Source organism: Geodermatophilus sp. SYSU D00703, assembly GCF_054050155.1.
This window is the reverse complement of sequence record NZ_JBJGYU010000009.1, coordinates 1-17,563: the sequence shown is the minus strand read 5'-3', so window position 1 is coordinate 17,563 and position 17,563 is coordinate 1. Positions and strand designations below refer to the sequence as shown.

Below are 17,563 nucleotides of genomic sequence, written 5' to 3'. Positions count from 1 at the left end.
GCTGTCAGCGGGCCCCGGCCGGCCGGCGCCGCTCTCGTCAGCGGGAACGGGGGGCCTCGGAGCCGGCAGGGACGCGGGGGACGGGGCGGACCTCGCGGGCGCCGGACAGCTCGTGCCCGGCCTCGCAGACCAGCGCCAGGTGCACGGGCTCGCCGCAGTCGCGGTGCCGCAGCTCCAGGGGCGCGGTCCCCTCCTCGGCGAGGTAGCGGTCGCCCCACTCCATCAGCGCGACCAGCGCCGGGTAGAGGTCGACCCCCTTCTGCGTGAGCCGGTACTCGTGCCGCTGCCGCTCCCCCTCCGCCTGGTAGGGCACCCGCCGCAGCACCCCCTGGCCGACCAGGGTGTTCAGCCGGTCGGTGAGCACCGCCCGCGGCGCACCGAGCACCCGCTGGAAGTCGGCGAAGCGGCGCACGCCGAGGAACGCCTCCCGCAGCACGAGCAGGCTCCACTTCTCGCCGACGACGGCCAGCGTGCCCGCGACCGAGCACCGCGACCGGTCCCACAGGGCGTCGCTCACGGGCCGAGCCTACCGCGCTGAGTTCACTTGACGAACCATCCTCGACGGGAGCAGAGTTCATCATCCGAACTGAGGAGGCGGCATGGACATCGGGGTGACGACCAGGCCCGTGCGGCCGGACGACGGACCGCGGTTCTGCCGCCTGTGGAGCCGGCTGTCGCCGGAGACCGTCTACCGCCGGTTCCACGCGCCGCTGCACCGGCCACCGCAGGGGGCGCTCCCCCACCTGGTCGCCGTCGATCACGACCTGCGGGAGGCGCTGGTCGCGGAGGTGGGCGGCGAGGGCGTCGGGGTGGCCCGCTACGACCGCTCCCCCGCCGACCCGGCGACGGCCGAGCTCGCCGTCGTCGTCGAGGACGGGTGGCAGGGCGTCGGCGTCGGCCGGCAGCTGCTTCGCGAGCTGGTCGAGCTGGCCGGACGGCGCGGCGTCGTCACCCTCACCGCCGACGTGCAGGAGGACAACGACAGCGCCGTCGGGCTGGTACGCCGCCTGCTGCCCGGCTCGACCCTCACCGCGGAGGACGGCGTCTACGCCGTCTCCGCCTCCGCGCCCCGCGTGCCGGCGCTGTCCGGCGCCTGATCCGAGGAGGAACCGCCGTGCCCCGTCTCCGGACCGCCCTCACCGAGCACCGCCGGGCCCGCGCCCGGCGCCGCGAGGAGCGCGCCCTCGCCGCCGCCCTCGCCGCCGCGCCGACCCTGGAGTCGGTCCACGAGCTGCGCGCCCTCGCCGCGCGCCGCTGACCGCAGCTCCCGGTACAGCCGCGCCAGGTCGGGCAGTTGGTAGTGGGCGTTCAGGCCGCTGGGGTTGGGCACCACCCAGGTCTGCGCGCCGCCGACCCGCTCGTCCTGCCGGCCCAGGACCGCCCGTGGCCGGCCGAAGCCGGTCCGGTAGGCGCCGACCCCGAGGACGGCGAGCACCCGCGGCCGGTACCGCGCCACCAGGTCGGCCAGCGCCGCGGCCCCCTCCCGTAGCTCGTCCGCGGTCAGCTCCGCCGCGGTGCGGGTCGGCCGGTCCACCAGGTTGGTCACGCCCAGGCCGTACCTCGGCAGCTCGCCGTCCTCGTCGGGGGTCATGCGCCGCGGAGTGAGGCCGGCCAGGTGCAGCGCCGGCCAGAAGCGGTTCCCCGGCCGGGCGAAGTGGTGCCCGCGCGCCGCCGACAGCAGCGAGGGGTTGATGCCGCAGAACAGCACGTCCAGGCCGGGCGCGACGACGTCCCGCAGCGGCTTGGCCGGCACCCGGCGAGCGTAACGGCGGGTTGCCGCCCGCTGTGACACGGTCCAGGCTGGCGGCCGCCCCCCGACCGACCCTGGAGCACCATGCCGCCCACCACCGTTCTCCGCGACCTCCCCTACGCCCGGCCGGACGGCGTCGAGCTGTGCCTGGACCTGTACGTCCCCGAGGCGCCCCGGCCGGCGCCGGTCGCCGTCTACCTGCACGGGGGCGGCTGGCTGCGGGGCGCGCGCACCGACCGCGCCGCGGAGCGGCTGGTGCCGGTGGCCGCGGACGGCGTCGCCGTCGCCGCGGTCCAGTACCGGCTCAGCGGTCAGGCGACCTTCCCGGCGCAGCTGGACGACGTCCGGACCGCGGTGCGGTGGCTGCGCGCCGAGGGGGCGGCCCACGGGGTCGACGCCACCCGGGTCGGCGCCTGGGGCGCCTCGGCCGGCGGCCACCTCGCCGCCCTGGCCGGCCTGTGCCCCGACGCGCGGGACGGCGAGCTGGGCGACAGCTCGGTGCAGGCGGTCGTGACCTGGTTCCCGGTGACCGACCTGCTGGCCCGCGACACCGACGTCCCCGAGGGCCCGCTGCCGCCCTTCGTCAGCGGCCCGCCGCTGGTGCCCTCGTTCGAGGCCCGCCTGCTCGGGCTGCAGGCGACCGCCGACGACCCGGAGCGGGCCCGCGCGGCGAGCCCGCTCACCCACGTCCGTGCCGGTGCTCCGCCGTTCCTCGTCGTGCACGGGGACGCCGACGGGCTCGTCCCGTCCACCCACAGCCGGCGGCTGGTCGCGGCACTGCGCGCCGCGGGGGTCGACACGTCCTTCGCCCTGCTCGGCGGGGCCAACCACGAGGACCCCGCGTTCGACCGCCCCGCCAGCCTCGGCGCGGTCAGCGGCTTCCTCCGCGCCGCCCTCGCCCCGTCGGCGTGACCGGCTCGGGGACCACCCGGAACACGGGGACGTCGGCGGCCACCCGGGGCGTCCCGACCCCCGGCGCCGCCCGGTCCACCCGGCGGCCGGGCGCCAGCTCCAGGTAGCGCCGGATCACCGGCGGGCGCGCCGCGGGCGGCACCTCCTCCAGGCGCACCGGCTCGCGGTGCCCGTGCCGCAGCACCGCCCGGCCGCCCGCGGCCCGGACGTCGCGGACCCAGCCGGTTCCCTCACCGCGGAGGGCGACCAGGTACCGCCGCCCGCCCAGGGGTGTGACCACCAGCGGCGTCGACGTCGCGCGGCCGGTGGTCCGGCCCCGGACCTCCAGGGTCACCAGCCGGGGCCGGACGACGTCCGCCCCGACCAGGTCCCAGCCGCGGTGCACGGCACGGGACAGCCGTCCCCGCCGGTGCACCCCTCCTCCCCATCGGATCGGCAGCGCCATCGTGGCCTCCTCCCACGGCTCCAGCGTCTCCCGCCGGGCGGGACACCTCCAGGGCCGGAGGTCGCGGAGCGGAACGGGCCGCCCCGCGCGCGCCGCGGGGCACGCCCACCGCCGGGAGTCGTGCCCCGCTGCGGGCGGGAGCTACTCCGCGGGTGCGAAGGCGTCGTCGGCCACGCGCACCACCTCGCCGCGGGCCGGCAGTCCGACGAAGCCGGCGATGCTCCACGCCGACGCGTACAGCTCGCCGTCCTCGAGCAGCAGCCCGGTCGGCATGGTGACCTGCGCGTAGGTCCGCTCGTCGCCGTCCACGCGGATGAGCTGGCCCACGGTGGCCGGGTCGAAGTCCGGGCCCGGTTCCCCTTCCGGCAGGCCCTCCAGCAGCTCCGAGACGGTGACCGTGCCCTCCCGGTCGACCTCGACCCCGGTGAGCGAGGTGAACCCGTCGAGCACGTCGACCTCCTCACCGTCGCGGGACAGGACGTACACCCGCGCCGCGTCGGGCACCTCGGCACCCAGGGTGCTCACGTAGATGCGCCCGTCCGGGCCCCGGGCCACGCCGGTCGGCACCGGGTCGCAGCCCACCGTGCCGGGGTTGTTCGGCGTCTCGCCGCAGGCCGCGACCTCGTCGGGGCCGATGACCGGCGGGACGAAGAAGGTCGAGATCTCCCCCGACTCGCGGTCGACCGACAGGACGGTGTTGGCGCCCGCGTCGGCCACCAGCACGCGGTCGCGCTGCACGAGGAGCGCGAACGGGTTGGACAGCGCGTCGACCGGCGCGCCGTCGACGAACTGGGTCTGCCCGTCGGGGTTGTTCTCCAGCTCGTAGGCGAGGGTGTCGATGGTGCGCAGCACCTCACCCCCGGTGTCGGTGACCAGCAGGCCGGGCCCGCCCTGCCCGACGGCCGGCGGCTCGGGCGGCGGCGGCGGCGCCCCCTCCTCCGGCGGGCCGGTCTCGCCGGCGGCGATCCAGATCTCGCCGTCCCGGTACCCCACGCCCTGCGGGTTCACCAGCCCGGTGACGACCGCCTCCGCGGTGCCGTCGGAGGGGTCGACCGAGGAGACCTCGCCGGTGTCGGACTCGGCGACCAGCAGCCGGCCGTCGCTGTACTCGGCGACCTGGCGCGGGCCGTCCAGGCCGCCCGCCACCGTGGTGACGCCCTCCTGGGCGCCGGCCGCGGCAGCCGGCACGGTGACCAGCGCCAGGGCGGCGGCCCCGACGACGGCGCTCCGGCGTGTCCTCATGCGTGCCTCCTCGCAGGGCGCGGGCCCGGCGCGGGCAGGGAACCGCCGGACGGTCGCTGGCCACGCGCAGGCTAGGAGCCGCCGGACACGGCTCGGAAGCAGCGATCCGGACGCTCCGGAGCCGCGGCGCGCGCCGTCGCACGCGGTGGTCGCGCGCGTGGCCGCCGTCCGCGGCGCGCCGGTGGTTGGCTGCTGTCCATGGACGAGCGAGCGGTGCGGCAGCTGGTGGAGTCCCTCCCCGACGGGGTCGTCGTCACCGACCCCGCACGGACCGAGAAGTACCGGCAGGACTGGACCCGGGCGGCCGACGCCGGGCAGCCGGTCGCCGTCGTCCGCGCGGAGGACGCCGGCCAGGTGCAGACGGCGGTGCGCTGGGCGGCCGAGCACCGGGTGCCGGTGGTCCCCCGCGGCGCGGGCACCGGGCTGGCCGGCGGCGCGACCGCGGTGCCGGGCTGCCTGGTGGTCTGCACCGAGCGGATGACGGCGATCGAGGTCGACCCGGTCACCCGGGTGGCGGTCGTGGAGCCCGGCGCGCTCAACGTCGCGGTCAAGGAGGCCGCCGCCGTCCACGGGCTGTGGTACCCGCCGGACCCGGGGTCGTTCCGCATCTCGACGATCGGGGGCAACGTCGCCACCGACGCGGGGGGCATCTGCTGCGTCAAGTACGGCGTCACCAGCGACTACGTGCTCGGGCTGGACGTCGTCCTGCCCGACGGGCGGCTGGTGGTCCTGGGCGGCCGCACGGTGAAGGACGTCGCGGGCCTGCCGCTGCTGCCGCTGTTCGTCGGCAGCGAGGGGACCCTCGGCGTGGTGACCCGGGTGGTGCTGCGGCTGGTCCCGGCCCAGCAGCCCGCGGCCACCGTCGTCGCGTGGTTCGACACGCCGGCCGACGCCGGGGCCGCGGTCGTGGCCATGACCGCGCGGGTGCGCCCGTCGATGGTGGAGCTGCTCGACCGGGCCGCGGTCAACGCCGTCGAGGACTTCCGGCCGATGGGGCTCGACCGCACCGCCGGCGCCCTGCTCGTCGCCCAGTCCGACGCCCCCGGCGCGGCCCGATCGGCGGAGGCCGCGGTCATGGCCGAGTGCTGCCGGGCCGCGGGCGCCCGCGAGGTGCTGGAGACCGACGACCCGGCCGAGGGCGAGGCGTTCCTGGAGGCCCGGCGGGCGACCGGGCCGGCCGTCGACGCCCGCGGCGCGGTGATGCCCGAGGACGTCTGCGTCCCGGTCGACCGGCTGCCGGCCACGCTGGAGCGGATCGCGGCCATCGCCGCCGAGCACGGCGTCGAGATCCCCGTCTTCGCGCACGCCGGCGACGGCAACCTGCACCCGGCGATCCTCTACCGGCCCGGCGACGCCGGCAGCGTCCGCCGGGCGCAGGCCGCGTTCGACGCGATCCTGCGGACGGCGATCGAGGCCGGCGGCACCATCACCGGCGAGCACGGCGTGGGCCGGGCCAAGGTGCACGCGCTCGCCGATCAGGTCGGCCCCGACGTCCTCGACCTCGCCGCGCGCGTCCGGGCCGCCGTCGACCCGCTCGGGATCATGAACCCCGGCGTCCTCTGAGGAGGTCTCCCGTCCGGCCGGAGAGGGGGACCACCGGTCGCCGCCCCGTCCCTGGCGTCGCTCCCGAGAGAGACGTGCACCACACCGGGGGGACGGACGCAGTGGAGCCCCAGATCGGGATTCGCGCCCTCGACACCTCGTCGATGGCGGTACTCGTCGGCCAGCGGAACGTCGCCCCCTCCGTGGCGAGCAAGGCCGCTGTGCTCGGCATCAGCGAGGTGCCGGCCGCGGAGCGCGCCAGGACCGGCTCGCGGGTCGGCGTCACCCCCTGCTCCCCGGCGCGGTGAACACCGACATCGAGAACAGCCCGCGGACCCGACCGGGGACCGGCCCCACCGGCCTGGTCGACGTCGACCTCGCCGAGACCGGCCGGCTGCGGTTCATCGAGCCCGACGAGGTGGGCGCGCAGGTGGTCGAGGCGGTGCGCGCCGACGAACTCCACGTGGTCACGCACGGCGAGTACCGGGGTGCCGCCGAGGCGCGCAGCTCCCGGCTGCTCGCCGCCTTCCGCCGCTACCGGTCGCGGCGGGCGGCTGAGCTCCCAGACTGGAGCGGTGCGCGACGTCGAGGAGGCCTTCGAGCGGTTCGTCGCCGCCGAGCGGCCGGCGCTGCTGGCCGAGGCGCTGCGGTTGACCGCGGACGCCGGCCGCGCCGAGGACGCCGTGCAGACCGCGCTGGCCCGGGTGCACCGCCGCTGGGGCCGGCCGGGCACCGACCCGCGGGCGACCGCCTCCGCCGCCCTGGCCTCCGCGGCCGGCCGGCTGGACCGCGGGGAGCAGGTGCTCGAGTCGCTCGACGCCGTCCCCCTCCGCCGCCGGCGCGGTGGCGGCTGGGCACCGCGGAGGCGGTCGCCGACGCCGCCGCCCGCAGCCGCCGGTCCCGCCGGCTGCGCGCCGCGGCGGCGACGGCGGTCGTGGGGGCGGCCGCCGTCGCGGTGCCGCTGGCCCTCGGCGGGTCGCCGCCCGCGCCCCCGCCGCCGGTCCCGGTCGCCACCGAGCCCGCCACTGCGCCCGTCGCCGTCCTCGCGGAGCCGACCCGGGGCACGCTCGCCGGGGACCGCGCGTTCGTCGACGCCGTCCGGCGGCTGGAGTGGGGGCCGCTGGTGCCGCCGCCCGAGGAGGAGCGGCAGGTCGTCCTGGCCACGGACACCCCGGCGGGCCGGGTGGTCCTCGTGGCGGGCACGGTGGACGAGGACCTGCGCGGCGTGTGGCTCACCGGGCCGGTCGGCGCCGCGGCCGGAGAGCTGGTCGCGCACGTGCCGCAGGTCCTGGGGCCCGGCCGGCCGGCGTCGCTGCTGCTCGGCGGGCCGGGTGCCGCCACGCTGGTCGTCGTGGCCGGACGGGACGACGTCGTCGAGGTGTCCCCGCGGCTGCAGGTGGGCCCCCGCGGAACGGTCGGCCGCACCTACCTGCCGGTGACCGACGTCGACGGCGTGGCCGTGGCCCCGGTCGAGGGGGCCGGCGCGGCCACCAGCGTCCGGGTGCGCCGCGGAGAACGGGTGGTGGACCGGGCCGCGCCCGAGCGCGCCACCCCGCTGCCGCCGGCCGCCGGGGCCCCGGAGCCGGCGCCGCTGCGGCCGGTGACGGTGCGGCCGGACCCCGCGGTGGTCGCGGCCGCCCTCGCCGAGCTGGCCGGGCCGCTGGGGACGACGCCCGAGGCGCTGGAGCCGCAGCTGCTGTGGTCGGGGGTGCTGCCGCTGCACCGGGTCCCGGGGACCGTCGCCGTCCTCGTCGGCCGCAGCCCGGGCGGCGGGCTGCTCGTGACCACCTGGGCGGGGAGCGGCGCGCGGGTCACCCCGTGCGGGGTGTCGACGCCGTCGGGCACGACCGCCGTGGCCGGGCTGGTGGTCGCGCGGACCTGCGACCTGCCCGACGACCGCGGCCGCTGGCTGGTCGTGGCCGCTCCCCCCGACGCCGTCCGGGCCGCCGTCCTGGACCGGCGCGGCGGGGTGCTGACCGCGCTGCCGCTGGACGGCGGCGGCGCGGTCGTGCGGCTGCTCGAGGGGGCCCGGACCGTGCGCACCCTGGGCGCGGACGGCCGCGCGCTCGCCGAGGTCCCGGTCGCGGCCGCGCCGGTCACGCCGTTCGGCGACTACGGCGGCGGCCCGGTGCGCTGAGCGGCGGCGACCCGGTCAGTCGTAGGTGATCATGCCGCGGATGGCGCGGTGGTCGCGCATCGCCTGGTAGCCCTCGTTGACCTGGTCGAGGGTGTAGGTCTGGGTGACCAGCTCGTCGAGGACCAGCTGGCCCTGCCGGTACAGCGACAGCAGCTTGGGGATGTCGGCCCGTGGGTTGGCGTTGCCGAACAGGCACCCGACGACCTGCTTCTGCCACGCGGTCAGCTCGAACACCGGCAGCCGGACGTCGCGCAGGGAGACCGATCCGAGCGAGGTCAGGGCGACCCGGCCGAGCTTGCCGACCACGGACATCGCGTCGGCGATGATCGTCGGCGTCACCACGTCGATGGTGATGATCGCCGACTGCGCCATTCGCCCCCAGGTGAGGTCGGCGACCGCCTCGGCGGCCTCGGCGGCGGTGGCGAAGGTGTGCGTCGCCCCGTAGGTGGTGGCCTTCTCCCGGTTGTACGGGGCGGGGTCGACCGCGACGATCCGCGTCGCCCCGGCTATCCGGGCGCCCTGCAGGGCGTTGGCCCCGACGCCGCCGATGCCGAAGACGACCACGGTGTCGCCGGGCTGGACCTGCGCGCCGTAGACGGCGGTGCCCCAGCCGGTGGTGACGCCGCAGCCGACCAGGGCCGCCTTGTCCAGCGGGATGTCGTCCTCGATCCGCACCACCGAGTCCTGGTTGACCACGGTGTAGGGCGAGAAGGTGCCGAGCATGCACATCAGCCGGGCGTCCTGACCGCGGACGTGGTGCCGGGCGGTGCCGTCCTGCTGCAGGCCGATGTTGATGCCCGCGCCCTTGTCGCAGAGGTTCTGGTGGCCGGAGGCGCACCAGGTGCAGTCGCCGCAGGCCGGGATGAAGCTGAGGACGACGTGGTCGCCCTCCTCGACCTTGGTGACGTTCGGGCCCACCTTCTCGACGATCCCGGCACCCTCGTGGCCGCCGATCACCGGCACGGCCTCCATCGGGAGGTCGCCCACCCGCACGTGCTCGTCCGAGTGGCACAGGCCCGAGGCGGCCAGCTTGACCAGCACCTCCCCGCCGCGGGGCTCGTCGAGCTCCATCTCCTCGACCTGCCAGTCCTGGCCGTACTCCCAGAGCACCGCTGCCTGTGTCCTCACGCGTCAGCCTCCTCGTCGATCACGCCGCCGTGCGCGGGCCGGGCGGCCCGGTCGGGAGTATCGCGATGACGTGACGGGGAGCACAGGAGGCCTTCCGCCGGGCAGCAGGTCAGCCCTCGCGCCGGCGTGGCACGGGTACCGTCTGCAGGTCCTCGGCGACGACCAGGTCGCCGTCGAAGACCGCCGCCGCCTCGTCCCGGTAGCGGTCCGGGTCGGGATAGCGCTGGGAGAAGTGGGTGAGCACCAGCCGGCGCACCCCGCACCGGGCGGCGACGGTCGCGGCCTGGCGGGCGGTGAGGTGGCCGTGGGCGGCGGCCAGCGCGGCGTCCCCCTCCAGGAAGGTCGACTCGACCACCAGCAGGTCGGCGTCCTCGGCGAGGGCGGACACCGCGTCGCACAGCCGCGTGTCCATCACGAAGGCGACCCGCTGCCCCGGCCGCGGCGCGCTGACCTCCGCGAGGTGCACGGTGCGGCCGCCGACGTCCAGCGCGCCCGCGCGCTGCAGCCGCCCGACGTCGGGGCCGGCGATGCCGGCGGCCGCCAGCGCCTCGGGCAGCATCCGCCGTCCGTCCGGCTCGACCAGCCGGTAGCCGAAGGTCTCCACCAGGTGGTCGAGGCGGCGGACCTCCAGCGTCCACGACGGCCCCGCGGCCACCGGCCCGTCGGCGACCAGCGGCTCCTCCCGCAGGTCGAGCACGTCGTGGAACACCGATGCGGCGCGCAGCCGGCCGAAGAACTCCCGGCCGGACGCCGGGAAGTGCGCGTGCACCGGGTGCGGGACCCGGTCCAGCGACATCCGCTGCACCACGCCGGGCACGCCCAGGCAGTGGTCGCCGTGGAAGTGGGTCAGGCAGATCCGGGTGACCGCGCTGCTGGGCACGCCGGCCAGCAGCATCTGCCGCTGGGTGCCCTCGCCGGGGTCGAACAGCAGGCCCTCGCCGTCCCACCGGAGCAGGTAGCCGTTGTGGTTACGGGTCCGCGTGGGCGCCTGGCTCGCCGTGCCGAGGACGACGAGCTCGCGGAGCGTCACGCCGGCGACGGTAGTGCCGCCGGCGCGACGGTGCCCCGCGTCAGCTGTCGTGGACGACGATGCCGCGGATGATCGTGCCCTCGTCGAGGTCCTGGTAGCCCTGGTTGATCTCGTCGAGGGTGTACCGCCGGCTGATCAGCTCGTCGAGCTTGAGCCGGCCCTCGCGGTAGAGGGTCAGCAGCCGGGGGATGTCGTAGAGCGGGTTGCTCATCCCGAAGACGTGGCCCTGGATCCGCCGCTGGTAGCCGACCACACCCCCGCCGGCGGCGAGCTGGATCTGGTTCTCCCCGGTCCGGCCCACCGAGGTGACGGTGACCTGGCCGCCCTTGCCGACGATCGCCGCCGCGGCGGAGACGACGTCGGCGGTGAGCACGCCGACGGTGCAGATGGCGTGGTCGGCCAGCTGGCCGCGGGTCATCTCGACGACGGCCTCGTGCGCCTCTCCGGCGTCGGCGAAGGTGTGGGTGGCGCCGAACTCCCGCGCCTTCTCCCGCTTGAACGCGACCGGGCGGAGCGCAACCGGCTCGTCGGGGTTCCCGTCGGCCGATGTCGGCGCGGACAGCCGCGGGAACGAGGTGCAGCGTGGGCGCAGACGGCCTCGTGGCCGCCGGTCGCGTGGCCGTGGTGACCGGCGCGGCCAGCGGGATCGGGCTGGCCCTCTCCCGGCGGTTCGCCGCCGAGGAGATGCGCGTGGTCATGGCCGACGTGGAGGCGCCGGTGCTCCGGTCCGCCGCGGCGGAGCTGGCCGCCGCGGGGGGCGAGGTGCTGCCCGTGGTCACCGACGTCTCCGACCCCGCCTCGGTGGAGGCCCTGCGGGACGCCGTGCTGGACGCCTTCGGCGGGGCACCTGCTGTGCAACAACGCCGGCGTCGGCGGCTCGCAGGACCCGCTGTGGGAGGTCCCGCTCGCCGACCTGGAGTGGGTGTTCGGCGTCAACCTGTGGGGCGTCGTCCACGGCATCCGGGCCTTCCTGCCGGTGCTGCAGCAGCAGGACGCCGCCCAGGTGGTCAACACCAGCTCGGTCTTCGGGCTGTTCGCCGGCTCGCTGGGCGCCTACGGGGCGTCCAAGCACGCGGTCGTGGCGCTGACGGAGTCGCTGCACTTCCGGCTGCGGGAGGCCGGCTCGCACGTCGGGGTCTCCGTGCTGTGCCCGAGCGCGGTGCGCACCAACTTCGACACGTCGTCCCGCAACCGGCCGGCGCACGCAGGCCCTCCCACGGACGCCGGCGCGGTCACCCGTGCCGCCCGCGCCGAGCTGCAGGCCCGGTCCGCGCCACCGCTGGAGCCCGACGAGGTGGCCGACCTCGTGGTGGACGCCATCCGCTCGGGGCGCTCCTACGTCCTCACCAACGCAGCCCGGGACACCGCCATCCGCCGGCGGGCCGAGGAGGTCCTCGCCGGCGGGCCGCCCACCCCCCCGCTGAGTTGGTGAGCCGGGCGGTCAGCCGCCCGACCGGGCGCGGTACCGCTGCACGAGGGCCGGCACGACCTCGGCGCCCGCGGTGCCGGCGGCGGCCCAGCCCAGCACGACGCCCCACGACAGCGGGTCGAGCGGGGTGCAGCCGAAGAACCGGCTGACGCCGGGCGTGGACACGACCGCCACCAGCACCGCCAGCGACCCGGCGGCGGTGGCCAGCACCAGCGGGCTGCGCCGGCCGGCCCACGCGGTCTGGCCGAGCTGGGTGGCGATGAGCGCGGCCAGGCCCATGGTCCCGGCGCGGCCGGCGGGCCCGGTGAGCCGGCCGGCCGCCCACGCCCCGGTGGCGCCGGCGGCGGTGGCCGCGCCGCGGACCAGCACCATGCGGCGGACCGCCCCGGAGAACCCGCGCTCCGGCCCGTCGCGGAGCACGGCCTCCAGCGGGTGACCGGCCAGCGGGCCCTCCGTCTGCTCGAGGACGGCGGCCCGCGGGGAGGCCACGGCGACGGCGAGCGCCGGGAACATGTCGGTGAGCAGGTTGACCAGCAGCAGCTGACGGGTGCCCAGCGGCGCCCGCCCGCCGAAGGCGGTGCCGAGGACGGTGAAGGCCACCTCGCCGGCGTTGCCCCCGACCAGGATCGACACCGCGTCGCGCACCCGTCGCCACATGGCCCGGCCCTCGCCGATCGCGTCCACCAGCCGGGTCAGGTCGAGGTCGGTGAGCACCAGGTCCGCTGCGGCCCGCGCGGCCGGGGACTCGGCGCCGGAGACGCCGATCCCGACGTCGGCCAGCCGGATCGCGGCGGCGTCGTTCACCCCGTCGCCGGTCATCGCCAGCGTCGCTCCGGCGCGGCGCAGCGCGCTCACCAGCGACACCTTCTGCTCGGGGGACAGCCGGGCGAAGACGGTGCCCTCCGCGACCATCTGCGCCCGCTCGGTGTCCGACGCCCGGGCGAACTGCGCCCCGGTGACCACCCGGTCGGCGCCGGGCACGCCGGCCTGCGCCGCGATCGCCCCGGCGGTCTCCGGGTGGTCCCCGGTGGCCAGCACCACCCGGACGCCGGCGGCCCGCAGCTGCTCGATCGCGGCCACCGACGACTGTCGCAGCGTGTCGGCCAGACCGAGCAGCCCGCGCAGCCGCAGGTCCTGTGCCGCCGCGTCCAGGTCGTCGGGGACGCCGTCCAGGTCGCGGTCGGCCACGGCGAGCACCCGCAGCCCGTCGGCGGCCAGTTCCTGCACCGCCGACCGCACGTCCGGCGACCCGGCGCACCGCGCCGCGACCACCTCCGGTGCACCCTTCACCAGCAGCCGGCCGTCCCGGACCGCCGCGGAGAAGCCGCGCTCGGCGGCGAAGGGCACGCAGGCCTCCGCCTCGCCGTCCGGGGCCACCCCCCGCTCCCGCGCGGCCTCGACGACGGCCCGGTCGGTCTCGTGCGCCGAGGCGTCGCCGTTGGCGACGCTCGCCCCGGCCAGCCGCAGCACGCCGTCCTCGTCGCCGTCGGGTGAACCGTCGGGGGTGCCGTCGCCGAGCGGCAGCAGCCGGGCGACGCGCAGCCGGTTCTCCGTGAGCGTCCCGGTCTTGTCGAAGCAGACGGTGTCGACCCGGCCGAGCGCCTCGAGCACGCGCGCGCTGCGGACGACCGCGCCGCGGCGGGACAGCCGCCGGGCGGCCGCCTGCTGCGCCACCGTCGCGACCAGCGGCAGGCCCTCGGGGACGGCGGCGACGGCGACCGCGACGCCCGCGGCGACCGCCTCGCGCAGCGGGCGGCGCCACAGCACGCCGAGCGCGGTCACGGCCGCCCCGCCGGCGAGGGTCAGCGGGAGCACCGCCCGGGTGAGCTCGGCGAGACGGGCCTGCACGCCCGCGGGGGGCGCGGCCCCGCCGGCGGCGCGCGCGGCGCGCCCGGCCTGGGTGGCCGACCCGACGGCGACGACGACGGCGCGACCGCTGCCGGCGACCACGGTGGTGCCGTCGTGGAGCATGCAGGTCCGGTCGGCGACGTCGGCGCCGGGCGTGGCCGGCACGGTCTTGCACACCGGGAGGGACTCGCCGGTCAGGTTCGACTCGTCGACCTCGAGGTCGGTCGCCTCCAGCAGCCGGGCGTCGGCCGCCACCACGTCCCCGGCGCCGACGCACACGACGTCGCCCACCCGGAGCTCGCCGGCGGGGACGTCCTCGCACCGGCCGTCGACCTCCCGCCGGACGGTGACGTCCTGCTCCAGCAGCAGCGCCTCCAGCGCGGTCTCGGCGCGCAGCCGCTGCAATCCGCTGACCAGGGCGTTCATCACCGTGACGCCGCCGACCAGCAGCGCGTCGGTGTTCTCCCCGAGGGCGGCGGTGGCGCCGGCGCCGGTGGCCAGCACGGGGGTGAGCGGGTCGGCGAGCTCGGCGGCGACGGTCCGCAGGAAGCGGGCGGGCACCCGCACCACCGGCAGGGACCGCACCACGCGGACCGCCCCGGGCACGCGCCCGTCGGGACCGTCGGGCTGCTGGGGCAGGTCGGCCAGCCGGCCGAGGACGTCGTCGGGGGCCAGCGCGTGCCACGGCGTGTGGACCGACGCCAGGGGTGGCGGCCGCCGGGCGGCGCGGACGGCGGTGACCGCGCCGTCGAGCAGCGTGGCGGTGGTCGCGGTCTTGCCCGGGGCGGTCGCCTTGGCCTGCCCGTACCGGGCGCTGCCCACCGCCGCCAGCAGCCCGCCGAGCACGTTGCCGGTCACGGCGGTCGTCACCGACCGGCGGCTCACCGCGCGGGCGGGGACCGTGGCGGCGACGACGGCGCACGCGTCGACCAGGCCGGGCCCGGTGACCAGGTCGGCGCCCCACGCGGGCGCACAGCCGGGGACGACGGGGGCGATCGCGACGTCGGCGGCCATCAGCGCCGGCCCGTCGGTGGCCGACACGAGCAGCACGGCGCGCCCGTCGGACTGCAGCCGCCGCACCGTCTCCACAAGGTGCTCGCCGGCGGGGGCGATCTCGTCGGCAGCGCCGGCGACCTCGCGGGTGCCCACGTGCCGCGGCAGCACCAGCCGGTGACCGGCCTCGGAGGCGGCGGCCATCAGGGCCTCGGCGTGCGGGTCGAGCTCCGGTGCGATGGTCACGACGCCCACCCGGCGGCGTCCGCGCAGCAGGTTGCGCACCTCGCCGCCCTCCGCGCCGTCCGCCGTCCGCGGCGGCCCCAGCCGGAGGCGCGGCTCGCCGTCGTGGTGCTCCTGGCGGTCCTGGCCCAGCAGCCGGACCGCGGCGGTCCACACGGCGGCGTCGTCCCAGCCCTCGGCGGTGGCGGTCGCCTCGATGACGACGGGCGGGCCGGTGGAGAGGGTGCCGGCGTCCAGGACGACGGTGTCGACCCGGTCCAGGCGGCGGTAGGCCGTCCCGTCGAGGGGCAGGATCCCGCGCCGGCACATCAGCAGGTCCAGCACGGCCCCGAAGGACTCCCGGCCCAGGGCTGCAGCCTTGGGGTTCTGCGACTTGAGCATGTCCGCCGCCCGCCCGGGGCTGCCGGTGAGCGGCAGCAGCCCCACCGCGGCGGCCAGGGAGATCGGCTCGAGGCGGGCGCGGTAGGTCTCGATCGGGCCGTCCGGCAGCGGCACCGGGCGCTGCCCCGGCGGCGTCAGCGGTTCGGACTCGTCCTCCGGCTCGGGACCGCACAGCTCGGCCTCGCGGCGCTGCCACACCTGGCGGCGGGCGCGCATCTCCACCACCTGCTGGAGGGCGGCCGCGGCGTTGAGTGCCGGGATGGCCGGGCTCTGCGTGAGGGCGTGCAGGAAGGCGCTGGTCCCGTTGAACAGCAGGTCGGTGCCGATGGCACCGATCCGCTTCTCCAGGTTGGACCGGACCCACCGCTGGCTGTCCAGCAGCGCGATGGCGAGGGTGACGTGCCGGGACACCGCCGGGATCGGCAGCACCTTGGCCAGGTAGGCGACGCCGACGGAGGCGGTGTCGACGGCCGCCGCGACGGCCGCGGCCAGCAGCGGCTCGAGGTCGGCGGGGTGCTCCACGGACGCGGGGAAGACCTGCGCGCCCCCGCGGGACTGCTCGATGGCGGTCACCGCGCCGACGACGTCCCCGATGCCGACCCGCCGCTCGTCGAAGGCGACGAAGACCCGGCCGACGACGTCGTTGACCGTGGCCCACTGGACGCCCTCCAGCCGCTCCAGCTGGCGGCGCAGCGCCCGGCGCACCTCGGGCTGCTCCTCGACCGAGGGGGCGCACACCTCCAGCTGGACGTGCCCGTGGTCGGCCCAGACGCGGCGGGTGTGCCGGTGGGAAGGTGGCTCGACCATGCCCTTGACGGCGTCGAGCACCGTGTGCAGGTGCCCGTCGGGAATCGGGTCGGCGCCGGTGAGGACGGTCCCCACGGCGCGGGTGCCGGTCACCGCCGCGGCGTGGGCCACCCGGCGGGTGGCGCCGGCCGCGGCCGCGGTGGCCTCGGTCGCCGTCCGGACGGTGGCCCGCGCGGGCCCGCCGAGCAGGCCGGCCGTGACCAGGGCCGGGGCCGCGGCCAGGCCGATGCCGAGGCGGGCAGCCGCGCCCGCGGCGCCACGCACGGCGTCGATGCGGCGGTGCAGGCCCATGGCGTCCCTCGAACGGTGGTGCCGGAACGCTACGCCGCCGGAACGGGATCGGCTCGACGAGCGGACTCCCGGCGGGGGTGGGATCCACGTTACTTTCGGCCGACCCGCCCGGACTCCTGGAGGACCCATGGACAGGCTGCGCTTCGGCACGTTCCTCGCCCCGTTCCACCCCGCCGGGGAGAACCCGACACTCGCGCTGCAGCGGGACCTGGAACTCGTCGAGCACCTGGACCGCCTCGGCTACGACGAGGCGTGGATCGGCGAGCACCACTCGGCCGGAACGGAGATCATCGCCTCGCCGGAGATCTTCATCGCCGCGGCGGCGGAACGGACCAGGCACATCAAGCTGGGCACCGGCGTCACCTCGATCGCCTACCACAACCCGCTGTGGGTGGCCGAGCGCATGGTGCTGCTCGACCACCTCACCCGCGGGCGGGCCATGCTCGGGTGCGGTCCCGGCTCACTGCCCACCGACTCGATGATGCTGGGGCTCAACCCGACGGAGACCCGCGAGCTGCTCGAGGTGGACCTCGACATCATCATGCGGCTGCTCCGGGGTGAGACCGTCACCCAGAAGACCCGCACGCACGAGCTGGTCGACGCCCGCCTGCACCTGCGGCCCTACACCGAGCCGCGGTTCGAGGTCGCCGTCGCCGCCGTCGCCTCCCCCACCGGGCCGCGCATGGCCGGACGGCACGGCATCGGGCTGCTGTCGATCGGCGCCACGCTGACCAAGGAGGGCTTCGACGCACTGGCCCACCACTGGAACGTCGTCCAGGAACGCGCCGAGCACCACGGCCAGACGGTGTCCCGCCGCGATTGGCGGCTGGTCGGGCTGATGCACATCGCCGAGACGCGGGAGCAGGCCTACGCCGACGTCCAGTACGGCATCGAGACCTGGTTCCGCTACTTCCAGAAGACCGCGGCGTTCCCGCAGATGGCGGTCGAGGGCGGCGACGCCAAGGAGATGATCGACTTCATCAACGAGGCCGGGATCGGCGCGATCGGCACGGTGGAGGACGCCCGCGCCCAGGTGCAGCGGCTGTGGGACCAGTCCGGCGGCTTCGGCTGCATGCTGCTGCTCGGCCACGAGTGGGCCAACCCGCAGGCGACCAAGCGGTCGTGGGAGCTCATCGCCCAGCACGTGATGCCGCACTTCCAGGGCGGCGAGGTCAGCCACGCGCAGCAGACGCTGAACTGGAAGGAGTACGCCGGCGGCAAGCGGGAGGACTACGCCGCCCAGCAGATGCAGGCGGTCGCCACCATGACCGAGCGGTACGAGAAGGAGAAGGGCGAGCACTGAGGGAGGACCGGGGGGGGGGGGGGGGGGGGGGGGGGGGGGGGGGGGGGGGGGGGGGGGGGGGGGGGGGGGGGGGGGGGGGGGG

General features: G+C 77.2%; 15 protein-coding genes and 1 pseudogene. 8 read left to right on the top strand and 8 right to left on the bottom strand.

Translation table 11 applies throughout. The features are described from left to right. Window positions 1–37: 37 nt before the first annotated feature. Window positions 38–517 (bottom strand): winged helix-turn-helix transcriptional regulator, encoded by a 480-nt coding sequence (locus tag ACI782_RS11330; protein ID WP_456909134.1) that lies wholly within the window; start codon window positions 515–517, stop codon window positions 38–40. Between the two features lie 82 nt (window positions 518–599). Between ACI782_RS11330 and ACI782_RS11325 the strand changes: the two genes are divergently transcribed. Further along, window positions 600–1,097 carry an N-acetyltransferase family protein gene (locus ACI782_RS11325; protein WP_456909132.1) on the top strand — a complete coding sequence of 166 codons (498 nt, stop codon included), beginning with the start codon at window positions 600–602 and terminating at the stop codon, window positions 1,095–1,097. On the opposite strand, the gene mug is transcribed toward ACI782_RS11325, so the two are convergent. Further along, the gene (gene mug / locus ACI782_RS11320; RefSeq protein ID WP_456909130.1) at window positions 1,046–1,753 is read right to left on the bottom strand and encodes a G/U mismatch-specific DNA glycosylase; all 708 of its coding nucleotides are present in this window, start codon (window positions 1,751–1,753) and stop codon (window positions 1,046–1,048) included. The genes ACI782_RS11325 and mug overlap by 52 nt on opposite strands. 81 nt (window positions 1,754–1,834) lie before the next feature. On the opposite strand from mug, the gene ACI782_RS11315 reads away from it, so the two are divergent. After that, window positions 1,835–2,662 (top strand): alpha/beta hydrolase fold domain-containing protein, encoded by an 828-nt coding sequence (locus ACI782_RS11315; RefSeq protein WP_456909128.1) that lies wholly within the window; start codon window positions 1,835–1,837, stop codon window positions 2,660–2,662. On the opposite strand, the gene ACI782_RS11310 is transcribed toward ACI782_RS11315, so the two are convergent. Beyond that, window positions 2,622–3,107, bottom strand: a complete 486-nt coding sequence (locus ACI782_RS11310) for a hypothetical protein (RefSeq protein WP_456909126.1) — start codon at window positions 3,105–3,107, stop codon at window positions 2,622–2,624. The two genes, ACI782_RS11315 and ACI782_RS11310, sit on opposite strands and share 41 nt — an antisense overlap. 141 nt (window positions 3,108–3,248) lie before the next feature. Next, entirely contained in the window at window positions 3,249–4,349 is a 1,101-nt protein-coding gene (locus tag ACI782_RS11305; RefSeq protein WP_456909124.1) for a ScyD/ScyE family protein, read from the bottom strand. A gap of 198 nt (window positions 4,350–4,547) precedes the next feature. Between ACI782_RS11305 and ACI782_RS11300 the strand changes: the two genes are divergently transcribed. The 3 genes from ACI782_RS11300 to ACI782_RS11290 all read left to right on the top strand — a co-directional run bounded on the left by ACI782_RS11300 (window position 4,548) and on the right by ACI782_RS11290 (window position 8,028). Continuing rightward, entirely contained in the window at window positions 4,548–5,912 is a 1,365-nt protein-coding gene (locus ACI782_RS11300; RefSeq protein ID WP_456909122.1) for an FAD-binding oxidoreductase, read from the top strand. Window positions 5,913–6,013: 101 nt separating this feature from the next. Then, window positions 6,014–6,199: a hypothetical protein gene (locus ACI782_RS11295; protein ID WP_456909120.1), complete on the top strand. Its 186-nt coding sequence runs from the start codon at window positions 6,014–6,016 to the stop codon at window positions 6,197–6,199. Between the two features lie 626 nt (window positions 6,200–6,825). Beyond that, the gene (locus tag ACI782_RS11290; RefSeq protein ID WP_456909118.1) at window positions 6,826–8,028 is read left to right on the top strand and encodes a hypothetical protein; all 1,203 of its coding nucleotides are present in this window, start codon (window positions 6,826–6,828) and stop codon (window positions 8,026–8,028) included. 15 nt (window positions 8,029–8,043) lie between these two features. On the opposite strand, the gene ACI782_RS11285 is transcribed toward ACI782_RS11290, so the two are convergent. From ACI782_RS11285 to ACI782_RS11275, 3 genes are all read right to left on the bottom strand, one after another. Beyond that, on the bottom strand, window positions 8,044–9,156 hold the full coding sequence (locus ACI782_RS11285; RefSeq protein ID WP_456909116.1) for an NDMA-dependent alcohol dehydrogenase: 1,113 nt from the start codon (window positions 9,154–9,156) through the stop codon (window positions 8,044–8,046). A 109-nt stretch (window positions 9,157–9,265) separates the two neighbouring features. Continuing rightward, window positions 9,266–10,186 (bottom strand): ribonuclease Z, encoded by a 921-nt coding sequence (locus ACI782_RS11280; protein WP_456909113.1) that lies wholly within the window; start codon window positions 10,184–10,186, stop codon window positions 9,266–9,268. A 40-nt stretch (window positions 10,187–10,226) separates the two neighbouring features. Further along, complete coding sequence (locus ACI782_RS11275) at window positions 10,227–10,748, bottom strand: zinc-binding dehydrogenase (RefSeq protein ID WP_456909376.1); 522 nt, start codon at window positions 10,746–10,748, stop codon at window positions 10,227–10,229. Between ACI782_RS11275 and ACI782_RS11270 the strand changes: the two are divergent. Both ACI782_RS11270 and ACI782_RS11265 read left to right on the top strand, forming a co-directional pair. Next, window positions 10,733–11,017, top strand: a pseudogene (locus ACI782_RS11270) (SDR family NAD(P)-dependent oxidoreductase); the annotation flags it as partial. The gene ACI782_RS11275 and the pseudogene ACI782_RS11270 overlap by 16 nt on opposite strands. A 16-nt stretch (window positions 11,018–11,033) precedes the next feature. After that, window positions 11,034–11,618: an SDR family NAD(P)-dependent oxidoreductase gene (locus ACI782_RS11265; RefSeq protein WP_456909374.1), complete on the top strand. Its 585-nt coding sequence runs from the start codon at window positions 11,034–11,036 to the stop codon at window positions 11,616–11,618. Window positions 11,619–11,627: 9 nt separating this feature from the next. Here ACI782_RS11265 and ACI782_RS11260 read toward each other — a convergent pair whose 3' ends face one another. Beyond that, a complete protein-coding gene (locus tag ACI782_RS11260; protein ID WP_456909111.1) occupies window positions 11,628–16,178 on the bottom strand; it encodes an HAD-IC family P-type ATPase in 4,551 nt (1,516 codons plus the stop codon). A 127-nt stretch (window positions 16,179–16,305) separates the two neighbouring features. Here ACI782_RS11260 and ACI782_RS11255 point away from each other — a divergent pair, with 127 nt between their 5' ends. Next, window positions 16,306–17,481 carry an LLM class flavin-dependent oxidoreductase gene (locus tag ACI782_RS11255; protein ID WP_456909109.1) on the top strand — a complete coding sequence of 392 codons (1,176 nt, stop codon included), beginning with the start codon at window positions 16,306–16,308 and terminating at the stop codon, window positions 17,479–17,481. Window positions 17,482–17,563: the final 82 nt, after the last annotated feature.